This is a genomic window from Leucobacter sp. PH1c, assembly GCF_000633415.1.
Taxonomy (GTDB): domain Bacteria; phylum Actinomycetota; class Actinomycetes; order Actinomycetales; family Microbacteriaceae; genus Leucobacter.
Window position 1 is genome coordinate 16,549 of record NZ_AYMV01000013.1, and the last position, 15,098, is coordinate 31,646.

A 15,098-nucleotide genomic window follows, 5' to 3' on the forward strand; every position below is an offset into this window, starting at 1 on the left:
GCTCCCCTCCCCTAGCGGAGCAGCAGGTTGGGCTGCAGCAGGTACTTGAAGCTCTCCTCGTCAGCGTCATCCTTGCTGCGCTGGCTCGTGATGAGCACGGGCCCGGGCTTGCCCGGGTTGTCCGTACGCGTGAATGCGATGCGCGCGTACTCGGAGTGCGTGGAGCGGAGGCCGTCCAGGAGGAACTGAGGCTTAAGCGACACGACCATCTCATCGCCGACGAGGTGCGCGTCGACGGTCTCGACCGCCTGAGCGGATTCCGTTCCCGCGGCTTCGAGGGTCACGGTGCCCTCAGCGAAGGAGAACCGCAGCGCGGCCTCCCGCTCGAGCACGAGTCCCACTCGGCCCACGGCCTCGACGAGCTCGGCCGTGTTCACCACTGCGTAGTTGTCCACGCTCTCGGGGAACAGTCGCCCAACCGGCGGGTAGTTGCCCTTGATGAGGAGCGAGGTGACCGTCTTCGAGCCGCCCGTGAACGCGATGAGCTCGCGCTCGCCATCCTTGATGATGGAAACGTTGACCTGGCCGTCGCCGGAGAAGGTCTTACCCACCTCGGTGACGATCTTCGAGGGCACTAGCGCGCTGAGCGCGTCCTGATCGCCGGCGTGCTCCCAATCGATGCCGCGAGTTGCTACGCGGTAGCGGTCGGTCGCCGTGAGCGTGAGCGAGTTCTCGTTGATCTCGAACTGCACGCCCGTGATCACGGGGGTGACATCGTCCTTCGACGCGGCGAGCGAGACCTGCGCGATCGCATCAGCGAACACGTCAGCGGGAACCGCGCCGGACACCGCATCGACGCGGGGAATCTGGGGGTACTCCTCGACCGGCATCGCGGGGAGGCTGAAGGATGCAGAGCCGCAGCGCACCTCGACACGGCTTTCAAGGAGCGACACCTCGACGTCCGCGTGCGGCAGCCGCTGTGCGATCTCGCTCAGCAGTCGACCTGAAACGAGCGCACGACCCGCCTCAGAAACCTGCGCGAGCACGCTCGTACGGGCGGAGACCTCGTAGTCGAACGACGACACCGTGAGGCTTTCGCCCTCTGCTTCGATGAGGGCTCCGCTGAGCAGCGGCTGCGTGGGACGCTGCGGGAGCAGCTTTACCGCGAACGATACGGCCTCGCTGAAGACATCACGGTTAACGGTGAATCGCATATGGCTGCTCCTTCCGCCCGTGAGCGTGGCTGGTTCGATGGGCCTCACAATCTTTGCACACTCCAGCGGGAGTGGCATCCGAGAGGCGTGTCACACCTATTCGAGCCCCGCTCGATCGCGTGATCGAGTTTGTGACAAAAAATAAGAGAAATTGTTAACAGTGTTAACGGCTGTGGATTGTGTGGATAACTCCGGACTTCCCTGTCGCCCGTTGCGAACTACACGAATGTCACTTGTTGGCAGCCTCGGGATAGATCACATTCGTTGCAGTGACAGGAAAGTTGTCAGACGGAGTCCCACTCACAGGCCTGTGGAATCCCTCCACAGACACGCCCGAGTTCTCCCCAGCTATCCACAGGGCTCATCACAACTGTGGATAACTCGCCCTACCGGGTGCCCTGTTTGATGCGCGTCGTGAGCTCGGTCACCTGGTTGTAGATGGACCGTCGCTCGGCGATCAGCTGCGAGATCTTCTTGTGCGCGTACATCACGGTGGTGTGATCGCGGCCGCCGAAGAGCTGCCCGATTTTGGGCAGCGAGAGCGGGGTCAGCTCGCGGCACAGGTACATCGCGATCTGCCGCGCGGTGGCGATCTGCTGAGCGCGGGTCGGACCGTAGAGATCGTCGACCGAGAGGTCGAAGTACTCGGCCGTGCGACTGATGATGTCCGAGGGCTGCACCTCGTTGTCGGCATCGAGCGTGATGAGGTCCTTCAGCACGGTGTGCACGAGGGCCATGTCGATGCGCTGCTGGTTGAGGCTCGCGTACGCGGTCACGCGGATGAGCGTGCCCTCCAGCTCGCGGATGTTGGAGGAGAACTTGCTCGCGATGAACTCGAGGATCGCGTGATCGATCTCGAGGTTCTCGCGCTGAGCCTTCTTCCGCAGGATCGCGATGCGGGTCTCGAGGTCGGGCGCCTGGATATCCGTGAGGAGGCCCCACTCGAAGCGGGACAGCATCCGCTCCTCGAAGCCGCGCAGCTGCTTGGGCTGCACATCGCTCGTGATGACCACCTGCTTGTTGTGATCGTGGAGCGTGTTGAAGGTGTGGAAGAACGCCTCCTGGGTCTCCACCTTGTCCTCGAGGAACTGGATGTCGTCCACGAGAAGGATGTCGACGCTCCGGTACCGGGCGTGGAACGCGGCGCCCTGGTTGTTCGCGATCGAGTTGATGAAGTCGTTGGTGAAGTCCTCGGAGCTCACGTAGCGCACGCGCACCTCGGGGAACAGCTCCCGGGCGTAGTGGCCGATCGCGTGGAGCAGGTGCGTCTTGCCGAGGCCCGAGTCGCCGTAGATGAAGAGCGGGTTGTACGCGCGGGCGGGGGCTTCAGCCACCGCGACGGCGGCGGCGTGGGCGAATCGGTTCGACTGACCGATGACGAAGCTGTCGAAGCGGTACTTCTCGTTGAGCCGGCTGTCGCCGGGGTCGTCGCCGCCGTGGCGACCGCGGGGCTCGTGGACGGGCCGCGTGGGCTCCGGGCGCGTCGCGGGCTCGTCGAAGCCGGCGGGTGCGGTGGGTGCCGCGGGCTGCGCGGCGGGCTCGGGCACGGGATCCGGATCGAGCGAGGGGTGCGCGTCCTCATCGACGATCACCACGAAGTTCTGGATCTCCTGGGCCTCGGGGATCGCGGAGATCGCCGACATGATGGCGGGGCGGAGGCGGTTCTCGAGCAGCTTCAGCGTGAACTCGAGCTGCACCGCGAGGTAGAGCGTGCCGGCCGCGATTCCGCGGGGCAGGGCCAGGGCGAGCTGCGCGCCGACGGCGGGGCCGACCGCGGGGTCGGCCATCACGGCCTGGGTGACGCGATCCCAAACCTCTTGTACTTCGTCCTCAGTCACGCAATTACCCGGCTCGTTCGTAGTGGTGGGTGAACGATGTTATACCCAGGCTTATCCACAGAAGGTGAACCAAAACTCGGGGGAATTCCCGCGATCTTGTCGCCGGAAAGACATCTGCGCCCACGTTAGTCACAGATTTGTCCACAGGCAAGTCCCCAGGCTGTCCACACCCCGATCGGGCCGCTCGCGCACCCGCGTGTGCAGGGAATCACAAGATCTTTTTGACGGGAGTCGGGATTCCGCGTAAAGTGAATACCTTGTATGGGCGAATTGTCGCCCTGCCCAGATCCGACTTCCTCGACGACACTGAGCTTCGGGGATCTGTTCCATAAGTCACGGAGTCTTCAATGAGCAAGCGTACTTTCCAGCCCAATAACCGCCGCCGCGCCAAGGTGCACGGCTTCCGCGCCCGCATGCGTACCCGTGCGGGCCGTGCGATCGTTGCCGCTCGTCGCGGCAAGGGCCGCTCCAAGCTCACCGCGTAATTCCCCTCCCGGGATCACTATGCCTGCCAAGCGGCACCGCGTAACCCGGGGAGACGAATACCGACGGGTCGTTCGATCCGGCTACCGCGTGGGTGGTGCTCTGTGCATCACCCACGCGGTTTTGCGTGCGCCGGGAGAACCGGCGCGCTTCGGCTTCATCGTCTCGAAGGCCGTGGGCAACGCCGTGACGCGAAACCTCGTGCGTCGCCGCCTGAAGACGCTCGCCGAGCGCCGGATCGCGGCGGGCATGACCGGGGTCGACGTGGTGTTCCGCGCGCTGCCGCCGATCGCGGATGCTCCGTTCGCGGAGCTCGACGCCGCGGTGACGCGGGCGCTGGATCGGGTGGAGCGCACGCTCCTCTCCCCTGCGGAGTCGGCGTGAAGCGGATCCTGCTCGAGCTCTGGCTCGCACCGCGCAATCTCGCGCTCGCGATCATGCACGCCTACCGGAAGCTCATCTCCCCGCTGTACGGGCAGGTCTGCAGGTATTATCCATCGTGTTCCCGATACGCTGTGGAGGCGTACCAACTGCGCGGATTCATCGTCGGAACCGCGCTCACGGGATGGCGGCTGCTGCGCTGCAACCCCTTCACGCCCGGCGGGATCGATGATGTCCCCGCTCGGAACCAACAGAACTTTGTGATTAACTCGCGCGGCTTCGTCCGCCCCATCGAGCGAAAGGCCTAACGCGGTGGATTTCTTCGAGACCATACTCTGGCCCCTCCGCTGGCTCGTCGAGCTGGTACTGGCGGTCTGGCATCAGGCGCTGACCTGGCTCGGGATGGAGCCCGCGTCCGGCCTCACCTGGGTGCTCTCGATCATCGGTCTGGTGATCGTCGTCCGCTCCGCCCTCATCCCGGTGACCGTGCGGCAGATCAAGTCGCAGCGCCGCATGATGGACCTCGCACCCGAGATGAAGAAGGTGCAGGACAAGTACAAGGGCAAGAAGGATCAGTTCTCGCGCGAGGCCATGAGCCGCGAGACGATGGCCCTGTACAAGAAGCACGGCACCAACCCGTTCTCCTCGTGCCTGCCGATCCTCATCCAGATGCCGGTCTTCTTCTCGCTGTTCTACGTGCTGCGCCACGCGGCCGAGAACAAGCCGGGCATCGGCTTCATGAACGCCGACCTCACGCAGAGCTTCAACCAGGCGAGCATCTTCGGAGCTCCCCTGAAGATGAACTTCACCCAGGGCTGGGAGAGCGGCAACTGGACCGTCGTGATCCTCCTCGGCGTGATCGTGATCCTCATGATCGCCTCGCAGTTCTTCACACAGCTGCAGATCATGTCGAAGAACGTCTCCGACGAGACGAAGGCTTCGCCGATGTACCGCCAGCAGCGCATCCTGCTCTACATCATCCCTTTCGCGTTCCTGTTCTCGGGCGTCACCTTCCCGCTCGCGCTCAACGTGTACTGGTTCACCTCGAACGTCTGGACCATGGGCCAGCAGTTCATCGTGATCCGCAACATGCCCACGCCCGGCAGTGAGGCGTGGCGTGCGCGCCAGGCGCGCCTCAAGGCCAAGGGCAAGCTGACTGACGACGAGGTGCGGGCGCTCGACGCCCAGACCCCGTCGAAGGCCGAGGGCCAGCGCCAGCAGCCGATGAGCTCGAAGCGCGCGAAGAAGAAGGGCAAGTGAGTTCCATGAGTGATGAGCAGCGCTCCCCCGCACCCGAGTCCGCCGACCTCACGCTCGAGGAGCTCGAGGCTGACGGCGATCTCGCCGCGGACTACGTCGAGGGTCTTCTGGACATCGCGGATCTCGATGGCGACATCGACATCGACGTGGCCAACGGTCGCGCCTACGTCTCCGTGACCGGGGGCGGCGCGGGGCTCGACCACCTCGCCGCGCCCGAGACGGTGCAGGCACTGCAGGATCTGACCCGGCTCGCCGTGCAGGCGAAGACGGGCCGCTTCTCGCGCCTGATCATCGACATCGGCGGATCCCGCGATGCCCGCGCCGCCGAGCTCAAGGGCATGGTGGACGCAGCGGTCGCGCAGATCGCTGCGGGCCGTGAGAGCGTCGAGCTCGAGCCGATGTCCTCGTACGAGCGGAAGCTCGTGCACGACGACGTCGCCGAGCGCGGGTACTTCTCGGAGTCCCGCGGCGAGGGCCGGGATCGCCGGCTCGTCATCACCCGCGCCTAGCGCGGCCGGAACTCGTTTCACGTGAAACGCGCGGAGGGCGCAGAATGACCGAAGTGACCGGACTCGAGCCGGAGCCCGCGGCTGCCGCGGAGATCGCGGGCGAGCGGATCGACGTGCTGCGCGCGTTCGCGGCCGACCTCGCCGCGCGCGGCGAAGAGCTCGGGCTCATCGGTCCCCTCGAGCTGCCGCGACTCTGGACCCGGCACCTGCTCAACAGCGCCGTGCTCGCGCCGCTCATCCGCCCGGGCGCGCGCGTCGCCGACATCGGCACCGGGGGCGGCATGCCCGGCCTCGTGCTCGCGATCGTGCGGCCCGATGCGCACTTCCTCTTCGTCGAGCCCATGGAGCGGCGCTGCCTGTGGCTGTCGGAGCAGATCGAGCGCCTCGGGCTCACGAACGCCGAGGTCAAGCGGGGGCGCGCCGAGGAGTTCCACGACGCGTTCCCGGTCGACCAGGTCACTGCGCGTGCGGTGACCGCGCTGCGCAAGCTCGTGCCCATCACCGCCCCGCTCCTCCGCGAGGAGGGCGAGATGCTCTTCCTCAAGGGCACGTCGGTGGACACGGAGATCGAGGCCGCGGCGAAGGTGCTGCGCAAGCACCGGCTCACCGATGTCCGCGTCGAAGAGCTCGGCGTCGGCCAGCTCGCGGAGACGACGCGCGTGTTTCGGGCTAAAATCAAGAGCCATGGCTGAATCGGAGAAGTCACTCGTCGGCGACCATCTCGTCGACAAGGTTCGGCGACGCCGGAAGCTCGCCGAGACCGTCTCGCCGCTCCCCGACGAGCCGCGCATCATTACGGTCTCGAACCAGAAGGGCGGGGTCGGGAAGACCACGACCACGGTGAACCTCGCCTCGGCGCTCGCGCGCCGGGGCGCGCGTGTCCTCGTGATCGACCTCGATCCCCAGGGCAACGCGTCGACCGCGCTCGGTGTTCCGCATCGCCCGGAGGTGACGAGCGTCTACGACGTGCTCCTCGGCGACAGCGGCCTCGATGAGGCGCTGCAGCAGACCACGGATCACGAGAACCTGTGGTGCGTGCCCTCCACGATCAACCTCGCGGGCGCGGAGATCGAGCTCGTCTCGCTCGTCGCGCGCGAGCAGCGCCTGCGCACCGCGCTCCAGGCGTTCCTCGACGAGGCCGAGGAGCCCTACCACTACGTCTTCATCGACTGCCCGCCCTCGCTGGGCCTGCTCACGGTGAACGCGTTCGTCGCCGCGGACGAGGTGCTGATCCCGATCCAGTGCGAGTACTACGCGCTCGAGGGCCTCAGCCAGCTGCTCGGCAACATCCAGCTGATCCAGAAGCACCTGAACCCCGGGCTCCGGGTGTCGACGATCCTGCTCACGATGTACGACGCGCGCACGAACCTGGCGCAGGAGGTGGCGCGCGAGGTGCGCTCGCACTTCCCGGAGCAGGTGCTCGGCGCCGTGATCCCGCGCTCGGTGCGCATCTCGGAGGCACCGAGCTACGGGCAGACCGTGCACGCCTACGACGGCGCCTCGATCGGCGCGCTCGCGTACCTCGAGGCCGCCGCGGAGATGGCGGAGCGCGGAGCAGGGGCAGGAGCAGACATTTCCACGGAAGGGCGCGACTGATGGCGACGAAGAAGCGAGGCGGTCTCGGCCGCGGGATCGGGGCCCTCATCCCCCAGGCACCGGCGACGGGCGAGCGCCCGGTCGACGTGTTCTTCCCGGCGAGCACGCCGGCGGACGCGGCTGAGCAGCCCGCCGCCGACGCGAGCGCGGCGCCGGAGGCCCCCGTCGTCGACGCTGGCGAGGAGCAGCTCCAGGCCGTTCCCGGCGCGCGCCTCACCCGCCTCGAGCTGAGCGAGATCACGCCCAACCGCGTGCAGCCGCGCACCGAGTTCGACGAGGACGCGCTCGCGGAGCTCACCCACTCCGTCAAGGAGTTCGGCGTCTTCCAGCCCATCGTGGTGCGCGAGATCGAGCCGGCGCCGAAGCGCGGCCCGCGCTACGAGATCATCATGGGCGAGCGGCGCTTCCGCGCCTCGAAGCGGGCGGGCCTCGATTCGATCCCCGCGATCGTGCGCAGCACGGCCGACGAGCACATGCTCCGCGATGCACTCCTCGAGAACCTGCACCGCGCCGAGCTGAACCCGCTCGAAGAGGCCTCGGCCTACCAGCAGCTCCTCGCCGACTTCGGGATCACGCAGGAGCAGCTCGCCGAGCGGATCGGCCGTTCGCGCCCCCAGATCTCCAACACGATCCGGCTCCTGCGCCTCCCCGAGCCCGTGCAGGCCCGCGTGGCCGCCGGGGTGCTCTCGGCCGGGCACGCTCGCGCGATCCTGTCGCACGACGGCGACGCCGAGTCGATGCAGCGCCTCGCCGACAAGATCGTCGACGAGGGGCTTTCGGTGCGCGCGGCGGAGGCCGCTGCGGCCGAGGGGCCCCAGCGCCGGGTGGCGAAGCCCCGAGCCGGCGGCGTGCAGGCTCAGCTGGGCGAGATCGCCGATCGCCTCGGCGACCGGTTCGACACCCGCGTCGCCGTGAAGCTCGGCGCGAAGAAGGGGCAGATCGTCATCGACTTCGCGACGATCGCCGACCTGAAGCGCATCCTCTCCGAGCTCGGAGACCCCGGCTTCAGCTAAACCGCCGCACGCGTCGGTGTGATTGACTGGGGCCATGAGTGCAGCAGAGCAGATCGTGTCGGCGGAGCGGGTCATCGCGGCGGACGCGGCGGAGATCTTTGAGCTGATCGCCGATCCCGCGCAGCAGCCCCGCTGGGACGGCAACGACAACCTTGCCGAGGCGGCTCCCGGTCAGCGTGTCCGCGCCGTCGGCGACGTCTTCGTGATGACGAACGTGGGCGATCGCGTGCGCGAGAACCGGGTCGTCGAGTTTGAGGAGGGGCGCAGGATCGCCTGGCTGCCCTCCCCCGTGGGCGAGCCCGCGCCCGGCCACCTCTGGCGCTGGGAGCTCGAGCCCCGCGCCGAGGGCACGCTCGTGCGCCACACCTACGACTGGACGGGTCTCACCGATCCGAAGCGCGTCGCCCGCGCCCGCGCGAACACGAGCGCAGCGCTCCGCGCCTCGATCGATCGGCTCGCGGCACTCGCCGAGACGGGCACCGGCGCCGAGTAGGCGCACGCCGGGCTCCGGAAACGACTGTGGGCGGGGATCAGCGATCCCCGCCCACAGTCGTTCCCGGCCCGAATGGCCGAGGTGCTCGCGTCTAGATGATGCCCGCGAGGTGCTCCTCGATCATCGGCTTCGGCATGGCGCCGATGATCTCGCGCACCTCCTCGCCGCCCGAGAAGACCTTCATCGCGGGGATGGAGGTGATCCGGTAGCGGGCGGCCAGGTTCGGGTTCTCGTCGACGTTGAGCTTCACGATGCGGAGCTTGCCCTCCTGCTCAGCGGCGATCTGGTCGAGGACGGGAGCGACGGCGCGGCACGGGCCGCACCAGGCCGCCCAGAAGTCCACGAGGACGGGGATCTCGCTCTGGAGCACGACCGTGTCGAAGGTCTGCTCGTCGACGTTGATGGGTTCGTTCATGATGACTCCTTCGGTCACGCAGTGGATTCGGGTGCGCGCGGCGCTCAGGCCGTGGCGAGCTCGGCGTCCTGCGACGCGCGTGCGGCGAGGAAGTGCTCCGCGTCGAGCGCGGCGATGGTGCCGGACGCGGCGGCGGTGATCGCCTGGCGGTAGCTCGGGTCGGTGACGTCGCCCGCGGCGAAGACGCCGGGCACGGAGGTCTGCGCGCTGCGGCCCTGGACCGCGATCGTGCCCTCCTCCGTGAGGTCGAGCTTGCCGTGCACGAGGTGGGTGCGGGGATCGTTGCCGATCGCCACGAAGAGGCCCTGGATCGCGAGCTCGCGCTCGCTCCCGTCGACCGTGCTGCGCAGGGTGACGCCCTCGACCTCGGACTCGCCGTGGATCGCGGCGACCTCGGAGTCCCAGACGAACTCGATCTTCTCGTTGTCGAAGGCGCGCTGCTGCATGATCTTCGAGGCCTTGAGCTCGTTGCGGCGGTGGATCACGTAGACCTTCTCCGCGAAGCGGGTGAGGAACGTGGCCTCCTCCATCGCGGAGTCGCCGCCGCCCACCACGGCGATCGTCTTCTCGCGGAAGAAGAAGCCGTCGCAGGTGGCGCACCAGGAGACGCCGTGGCCGGAGAGGCGCTCCTCGTCGGCCAGGCCGATCTTGCGGTAGGCGGAGCCCGTCGCGTAGATCACGGTGAGCGCCTCGTGGACGGTCCCGTCGCCCGCGGTGACGCGCTTCACGTCACCCGAGAAGTCGACCTCGGTGATGTCGTCGTACACGACCTCGGTGCCGAACTTCTCCGCCTGCTCCTGCATGCGCTGCATGAGCTCGGGGCCCTGGATGCCCTCCGGGAAGCCCGGGAAGTTCTCCACCTCGGTGGTGTTCATCAGCTCGCCGCCGATTCCGACGGAGCTCGCGAAGAGCAGCGGTTTCAGGCCAGCACGGGCCGCGTAGATCGCTGCCGTGAAGCCGGCGGGGCCGGAACCGATGATGATGATCTGCTGCATGAGGCTCCTCGCACGCATCGCTGATGAATCGCGGCCGGGTGCCGGCCGCTCAGGGGGTACAACCCATCCTAGGCTCGCGCTATTCCTGCGCGCTGGGGACGGGCTCCGCGGCGCGGGCGCGGGACCGCCGGCGGAGGCTCCGCCAGATGCCGAAGCCGAGGAGCGAAGCCGCGATCACGCCGAGCGACCACAGCGCGATCGCCTCGACGGAGCTGCGGATCGAGATGGGCATGGTTCCCGTGAACACGGTCGGATCTCCCGACGGCGCCGAGATGCTCACGACGAGGCCGGACTCCCCCGACGAGACGCGGCTGTGCACGGGGACGAGGAGCTGCTGGTTGCCCTCGGCGGGCACCACGACGTCGTCGAAGCTCCGCTCGCTGAGCGAGAGCGCCCCGGATGCCGGATCGACCTGCACGTGCACGCGGGCGTCGAACGGCAGCGTGTTGCGCAGCTGGACGGGGACCCGCGTGGAAGTGCCGACGAGCTGAGTGTGCTCGGTGCTGATCGCCTGGACGCCCTCAAGCAGTTCGGCGTCGCGCGCGCGGTATGCGGCGGCCACCTCGTCGAACTCGCGCTCCGGAGCGGCGTGCCGGGTCGCGAAGAGCTCGAGGAGGCGGGTGCGCTGGTATCCGCTCAGGTACTCGGGATTGACGAGCACGGCCCCGATCTTCGTGACCGAGGACTCCCGGCCCACGGCCGAGCGGAGCAGCTCGCGCCGCTCCTCGAGCGTGTCCCCCGCGCGGAGCGTCGCGGTGCCCTCGGCGAGCTCGGCGAGCGGTGTCGCCGCGACCCAGTCGAGGCCCGCGATCTGCGCGATCAGCTCGTTCGGGTGCTCGGCCGAGGCCACCGCGCCGCGGTCGAGGGCGAGGAGCACGCCCGTGCTGCCGGACTGGGCCGCGAGCGCGAGCTCGGCGGCGACGAGCGCGGATCCCGCGGCGCGCTCAGCGGCCGTCTCACCCGAGAGGGCCGCGCTTGCGGCGTCGCCGAGCGCGGCATCGGCGACGTAGGCCGTGCCATCGCTCAGCTGCGCGCGGGGGCCGCCCTCGAGCGCGACGTTTGTGGAGTTCAGCACGGTCGTGCGGATGCCGTTCGTGCGGAGGAAGTCGATCGTCTGCGCATTCGCGGCGCCCGCGGCCGGCCAGGCGATCCGCTCGGCGGAGTCCCAGGCGAGCAGCTCCGGGAGCGCCGGGGCGGCGTCCTCCCCCGCGGGCGGGGCATCCGTGGTGTCCGCAGCGTCCGCGGGGTCGCTGCCGGCCCCGGACCCGGATCCGGTTCCCGGGTCCGGCGTGGCGCCGGTGCTCGTGGAGTCGCTCGCCCCGCCGTCGCTCGTGCCGCTGCCGCCTGGACCGCTGCCGATCGGAGCGCCGGTCGCAGCATCGGGGAAGGTGCCGAAGCGCGTCACGAAGTCGAGACTCGAGGGGCTGAGCAGTTTCGTGAAGCCGAGCGCGGCCTGCGCGGCGGGATCCGCGTCGGCGAACTGCAGGAGGAAGGACGGCAGATCGAGGGTCGTCATGCGATCGAGCAGCTGGCGCGCGTTCTCCGGGGCCTCGCTGCCGTACGCGCGGATCCCTGAGATGATCCGGGGATCGATCGCGAGCGTGCCGCGCTGCGCGCGCGCCTGCGTGACGAGCCGGTCCCACTCCGGCGCGAGGGCCTCGAGCTGCGCGCGGGTCGGGAGGGTGTGGATGTCGTCCGGGAGGACGAGCGGCACGATCAGGCCGAGCGAGACCGTGGGCAGCGTGACCGGCGGGGTGGCGGGCTGATCCTGCGCTCCGGGAGTCTGCGCTCCGGGCGTCTGGGTATCGGGAGTCTGCGCATCGGGAGTCTGCGCGGTTCCGGTGCTCCCCTGGAGCGGAGCCGTGCCGCGCCACACGAGCGGTGTGCTCGCGGTGAGCAACTGCGGGTCCGCCGCGGTCTCGTCCGCGCCTGCTGCGTCCTCCGCGCCTGCTGCGTCCTCGGCGGGCGCATCGCTCGGAGCGGTTTCCCCCTCGGGCACGAGTTCCGCGCGCAGCAGGTGCACCCCGAAGGGGGCGGTCGCCGCGATCGGCAGATCGGCGCGCGCGACGGTCAGACTGAGTGCCTGGGTCTTCCCCGCGGGCGTGGCACCGACCCGCAGGGCACCGAGCTGAGTACCGATCCCGCTCGAGCGCTCCGCGTGAAGCGCCGCGGAATCGGTGACGGCCTCGGCGCCGAGACCCACGAGGATCTCACCCGCGGGGAGTTCCTCGGCGCCGGGATTGCGCAGGAGCACGGACACTTCGAGCTGCGTGCTGTCCGGGCGGAGCACCGCCTCGCTCGGGGCGATCACCAGCTCGGGCACGGGATCCGGCGTCGTGCTCTCCTCGGTCTCGGCGGTGGCGCCGTCGCCGCCCGTCTCCTCCCCCGCCACGGGGGCCGGGACGGCCCCGGCGAGCGCGGATGCGTGCGCCGCGCCCTGGCCCCCCGCGAGCAGGCCGCCGCAGGCGAGCCCGAGCGCGAGCAGCGTCGCCGTGATCGCGCGGAGGCGGGGAACTGAGGGCATAGGTACCAGTCTAAAGACCGGCTCTGTGTTCCCGGCCCAGGTACCCTGGGGGGATGCTTTCCCTCGCCGAGTCCATGGACGCCCTGCGCGCCATCGCCGCCTCCGCACCCGTCGCAACCCTCGCGGAGGCCTTCGCCGCCCGCGGGCACGAGTTCGCGCTCGTCGGCGGGCCGGTGCGCGACGCGATGCTCGGGCGAGCGGTCACCGATCTCGACTTCACCACCTCCGCGCGCCCGGACGAGACGCGCGCCATCCTCGACGAGGTGAGCGGCAACGTGTGGGATGTCGGCCGCGACTTCGGCACGATCGCGGCGCGCGTGCACGGCGAGACGGTCGAGATCACCACCTACCGCGCCGAGGTGTACCGCGAGGACTCGCGGAAGCCGAGCGTGAGCTACGGCGACACGATCGAGGGCGATCTCGTGCGCCGAGACTTCACGATCAACGCCCTCGCGCTCATGCTGCCCGAGCTCCGCCTGGTGGACGTCGCGGGCGGCGTCGAGGATCTGCTCGCGGGGCGGATCCACACCCCCGGGGCCCCCGCGGCCTCCTTCACGGACGACCCGCTCCGCATGCTGCGCGCCGCGCGCTTCGCCGCGCAGCTCGGCTTCACGGTGTCGGCGGAGACCGAGGCCGCCATGGCCGAGTACGCCGAGCGGCTCGACATCATCTCCGCCGAGCGGATCCGCGACGAACTCGTGAAGCTCCTCGGCACGAACGACCCGGTGCCCGGCATCCGCCTCCTCGTGGACGCCGGCCTGGCCGAGCGGTTCCTCCCCGAGCTCACCGCGCTCCGCGCCACCCAGGACGATCACGGCCGCCACAAGGACGTGTACGAGCACAGCCTCACGGTGCTGCGGCAGGCGATCGAGCTCGAGATCTCCCGGCGCGATCCCGAGACAACCGCGCCCGACATCGTGCTCCGCCTCGCCGCGCTGCTCCACGACATCGGGAAGCCCGCCACGCGCCGCTTCGAGCGCGGCGGCGTCACCTTCCACCACCACGACGTCGTGGGCGCGAAGCTCGCCAAGAAGCGCCTGCGCGAGCTCCGCTTCGACAACGACACCGTGAAGCGCACGGCGCGGCTCATCGAGCTGCACCTCCGCTTCTTCGGCTACAGCGACCAGCCGTGGACGGACGCCGCCGTGCGGCGCTACGTGCGCGATGCCGGAGACGAGCTCGCTCAGCTGCACATCCTCACCCGCGCGGACGTGACCACCCGCAATCGCCGCAAGGCCGAGCGCCTCGATCACGCCTACGACGACATCGAGCGCCGGATCGAGGAGCTCGCCGCCGCTGAGGAGCTCGCGGCCGTGCGCCCCGAGCTCGACGGCGCGCAGATCATGGAGCTGCTCGAGATCCCGCCGGGGCCGCTCGTCGGCCGGGCGTACAAGTTCCTCCTCGACGTACGGCTCGATGAGGGGCCCATTGGCGCGGAGGCCGCGGAGCAGCGCCTGCGGGCCTGGTTCGCCGAGCAGGAGACGGCGTGAGCGGCCCCGCCGCCGCGCCCCACGACGCATCGCAGACCGCAAACGAGCACACGGAGGAGCATCACATGACGAGCACCGAGCTTCCGGATCCTGCCACCTGGTTCGGGGGGCGCCCGCGGATCATGTTCGTGCACGCCCACCCCGACGATGAGACGATCACGACGGGCGGCACGCTCGCCGCGCTCGCGGCGGCCGGGCAGGAGCCCCTCCTCGTCACGCTCACGCGCGGCGAACGCGGCGAGGTGGTCGACGGCCCGTTCCACCATCTCCAGGGAACCGACGCCCTCGCGCCGCACCGCCAGGGCGAGCTCGCGGCGGCGCTCTTCATGCTCGGGATCGAGCGGCACGTCTTCCTCGGCGTCGAGCCGGCGCGGGCGGACGGCGCCCCGCCGGTGATCTACGAGGACTCGGGCATGGTGTGGGGCCCGGACGGCCGGGCCGCCGCGGCACCCGATGCGAGCCCGGACGCGCTTACGCGAGCTCCCGCCGTGGAGGCGCTCAACGATCTCCTCTCGGCGGCGCATGGCGCGGGCGCGCAGGGCATCGTGAGCTACGACGACGGGGGCGGCTACGGCCATCCGGATCACGTGTTTGCTCACCGCATCGCGCGGGCCGTCGCCGCGGCGCTCGGGCTCCCCTTCTGGGAGATCGTCGCGGAGGACGATCCGGCGCTCCTCGCCGCGACCGGGCTCGGCGCTTCGGAGGAGGCGGTGTCGGCCGACGCGGCGGGCGCGATCCCGATCGAGGTGCACGGGATCGAGCACTGGCTCGACCGAAAGACGGCCGCACTGCGCTCGCACGCGACGCAGCTGACCGTGGACGGGGACGACATCGTGCACGTCGGCGGGCAGCGCCAGCCGATCTCGCGACGCGAGGCGTTCCGGCTCCGCCCGCTCGCCACCGACGCCGCTGAGCAGGCGGAGTAGACTCTTCCCTCGGGCGCGCCG

General features: G+C 69.5%; 16 protein-coding genes. 11 read left to right on the forward strand and 5 right to left on the reverse strand.

All coding sequences use genetic code 11. From position 1 onward, the window contains the following. Positions 1 to 11 precede the first annotated feature (11 nt). Positions 12 to 1,154, reverse strand: a complete 1,143-nt coding sequence (gene dnaN / locus U874_RS0104620; RefSeq protein ID WP_025133376.1) for a DNA polymerase III subunit beta — start codon at positions 1,152 to 1,154, stop codon at positions 12 to 14. 386 nt (positions 1,155 to 1,540) lie between these two features. Beyond that, entirely contained in the window at positions 1,541 to 2,941 is a 1,401-nt protein-coding gene (dnaA, locus tag U874_RS0104625) for a chromosomal replication initiator protein DnaA (RefSeq protein WP_051582800.1), read from the reverse strand. 398 nt (positions 2,942 to 3,339) lie between these two features. On the opposite strand from dnaA, the gene rpmH reads away from it, so the two are divergent. The 9 genes from rpmH to U874_RS0104665 are packed head-to-tail and all read left to right on the forward strand — an operon-like array spanning position 3,340 to position 8,727. Further along, entirely contained in the window at positions 3,340 to 3,477 is a 138-nt protein-coding gene (rpmH, locus tag U874_RS15030) for a 50S ribosomal protein L34 (protein ID WP_010155609.1), read from the forward strand. Between the two features lie 19 nt (positions 3,478 to 3,496). Continuing rightward, positions 3,497 to 3,859: a ribonuclease P protein component gene (gene rnpA, locus U874_RS14155; RefSeq protein ID WP_025133378.1), complete on the forward strand. Its 363-nt coding sequence runs from the start codon at positions 3,497 to 3,499 to the stop codon at positions 3,857 to 3,859. After that, entirely contained in the window at positions 3,856 to 4,164 is a 309-nt protein-coding gene (gene yidD / locus U874_RS0104635; protein WP_025133379.1) for a membrane protein insertion efficiency factor YidD, read from the forward strand. Before rnpA ends, yidD begins: the two co-directional genes overlap by 4 nt. A gap of 4 nt (positions 4,165 to 4,168) precedes the next feature. Beyond that, positions 4,169 to 5,116 carry a membrane protein insertase YidC gene (yidC, locus tag U874_RS0104640; RefSeq protein WP_025133380.1) on the forward strand — a complete coding sequence of 316 codons (948 nt, stop codon included), beginning with the start codon at positions 4,169 to 4,171 and terminating at the stop codon, positions 5,114 to 5,116. A 5-nt stretch (positions 5,117 to 5,121) separates the two neighbouring features. After that, on the forward strand, positions 5,122 to 5,625 hold the full coding sequence (locus U874_RS0104645) for a R3H domain-containing nucleic acid-binding protein (protein ID WP_025133381.1): 504 nt from the start codon (positions 5,122 to 5,124) through the stop codon (positions 5,623 to 5,625). 44 nt (positions 5,626 to 5,669) lie between these two features. Next, complete coding sequence (gene rsmG, locus U874_RS0104650; RefSeq protein WP_025133382.1) at positions 5,670 to 6,317, forward strand: 16S rRNA (guanine(527)-N(7))-methyltransferase RsmG; 648 nt, start codon at positions 5,670 to 5,672, stop codon at positions 6,315 to 6,317. After that, positions 6,310 to 7,221: a ParA family protein gene (locus U874_RS0104655; protein ID WP_025133383.1), complete on the forward strand. Its 912-nt coding sequence runs from the start codon at positions 6,310 to 6,312 to the stop codon at positions 7,219 to 7,221. Before rsmG ends, U874_RS0104655 begins: the two co-directional genes overlap by 8 nt. Beyond that, a complete protein-coding gene (locus U874_RS0104660; RefSeq protein ID WP_025133384.1) occupies positions 7,221 to 8,234 on the forward strand; it encodes a ParB/RepB/Spo0J family partition protein in 1,014 nt (337 codons plus the stop codon). The genes U874_RS0104655 and U874_RS0104660 overlap by 1 nt, the downstream gene beginning before the upstream one ends. A gap of 34 nt (positions 8,235 to 8,268) precedes the next feature. After that, positions 8,269 to 8,727: an SRPBCC family protein gene (locus tag U874_RS0104665; RefSeq protein ID WP_025133385.1), complete on the forward strand. Its 459-nt coding sequence runs from the start codon at positions 8,269 to 8,271 to the stop codon at positions 8,725 to 8,727. A gap of 91 nt (positions 8,728 to 8,818) precedes the next feature. On the opposite strand, the gene trxA is transcribed toward U874_RS0104665, so the two are convergent. From trxA to U874_RS0104680, 3 genes are all read right to left on the reverse strand, one after another. Continuing rightward, positions 8,819 to 9,142: a thioredoxin gene (gene trxA / locus U874_RS0104670; RefSeq protein ID WP_025133386.1), complete on the reverse strand. Its 324-nt coding sequence runs from the start codon at positions 9,140 to 9,142 to the stop codon at positions 8,819 to 8,821. Between the two features lie 44 nt (positions 9,143 to 9,186). Beyond that, a complete protein-coding gene (gene trxB / locus U874_RS0104675; protein ID WP_025133387.1) occupies positions 9,187 to 10,137 on the reverse strand; it encodes a thioredoxin-disulfide reductase in 951 nt (316 codons plus the stop codon). Positions 10,138 to 10,216: 79 nt separating this feature from the next. Further along, the gene (locus U874_RS0104680; protein ID WP_025133388.1) at positions 10,217 to 12,661 is read right to left on the reverse strand and encodes a DUF6049 family protein; all 2,445 of its coding nucleotides are present in this window, start codon (positions 12,659 to 12,661) and stop codon (positions 10,217 to 10,219) included. Positions 12,662 to 12,714: 53 nt separating this feature from the next. Between U874_RS0104680 and U874_RS0104685 the strand changes: the two genes are divergently transcribed. Together U874_RS0104685 and U874_RS14680 are read left to right on the forward strand one after the other, a co-directional pair. Then, positions 12,715 to 14,151, forward strand: a complete 1,437-nt coding sequence (locus tag U874_RS0104685) for a CCA tRNA nucleotidyltransferase (protein ID WP_025133389.1) — start codon at positions 12,715 to 12,717, stop codon at positions 14,149 to 14,151. A gap of 65 nt (positions 14,152 to 14,216) precedes the next feature. Continuing rightward, positions 14,217 to 15,077 carry a PIG-L family deacetylase gene (locus tag U874_RS14680; protein ID WP_025133390.1) on the forward strand — a complete coding sequence of 287 codons (861 nt, stop codon included), beginning with the start codon at positions 14,217 to 14,219 and terminating at the stop codon, positions 15,075 to 15,077. The last annotated feature ends 21 nt before the right edge of the window (positions 15,078 to 15,098 follow it).

Coding starts and splice junctions, on each gene's coding strand:
- dnaN (WP_025133376.1), bottom strand. CDS start 1,154: ATGCGATTCACCGTTAACCGTGATGTCTTCAGCGAGGCCGTATCGTTC.
- dnaA (WP_051582800.1), bottom strand. CDS start 2,941: ATGGCCGACCCCGCGGTCGGCCCCGCCGTCGGCGCGCAGCTCGCCCTG.
- rpmH (WP_010155609.1), top strand. CDS start 3,340: ATGAGCAAGCGTACTTTCCAGCCCAATAACCGCCGCCGCGCCAAGGTG.
- rnpA (WP_025133378.1), top strand. CDS start 3,497: ATGCCTGCCAAGCGGCACCGCGTAACCCGGGGAGACGAATACCGACGG.
- U874_RS0104645 (WP_025133381.1), top strand. CDS start 5,122: ATGAGTGATGAGCAGCGCTCCCCCGCACCCGAGTCCGCCGACCTCACG.
- rsmG (WP_025133382.1), top strand. CDS start 5,670: ATGACCGAAGTGACCGGACTCGAGCCGGAGCCCGCGGCTGCCGCGGAG.
- U874_RS0104655 (WP_025133383.1), top strand. CDS start 6,310: ATGGCTGAATCGGAGAAGTCACTCGTCGGCGACCATCTCGTCGACAAG.
- U874_RS0104660 (WP_025133384.1), top strand. CDS start 7,221: ATGGCGACGAAGAAGCGAGGCGGTCTCGGCCGCGGGATCGGGGCCCTC.
- U874_RS0104665 (WP_025133385.1), top strand. CDS start 8,269: ATGAGTGCAGCAGAGCAGATCGTGTCGGCGGAGCGGGTCATCGCGGCG.
- trxA (WP_025133386.1), bottom strand. CDS start 9,142: ATGAACGAACCCATCAACGTCGACGAGCAGACCTTCGACACGGTCGTG.
- trxB (WP_025133387.1), bottom strand. CDS start 10,137: ATGCAGCAGATCATCATCATCGGTTCCGGCCCCGCCGGCTTCACGGCA.
- U874_RS0104680 (WP_025133388.1), bottom strand. CDS start 12,661: ATGCCCTCAGTTCCCCGCCTCCGCGCGATCACGGCGACGCTGCTCGCG.
- U874_RS0104685 (WP_025133389.1), top strand. CDS start 12,715: ATGCTTTCCCTCGCCGAGTCCATGGACGCCCTGCGCGCCATCGCCGCC.
- U874_RS14680 (WP_025133390.1), top strand. CDS start 14,217: ATGACGAGCACCGAGCTTCCGGATCCTGCCACCTGGTTCGGGGGGCGC.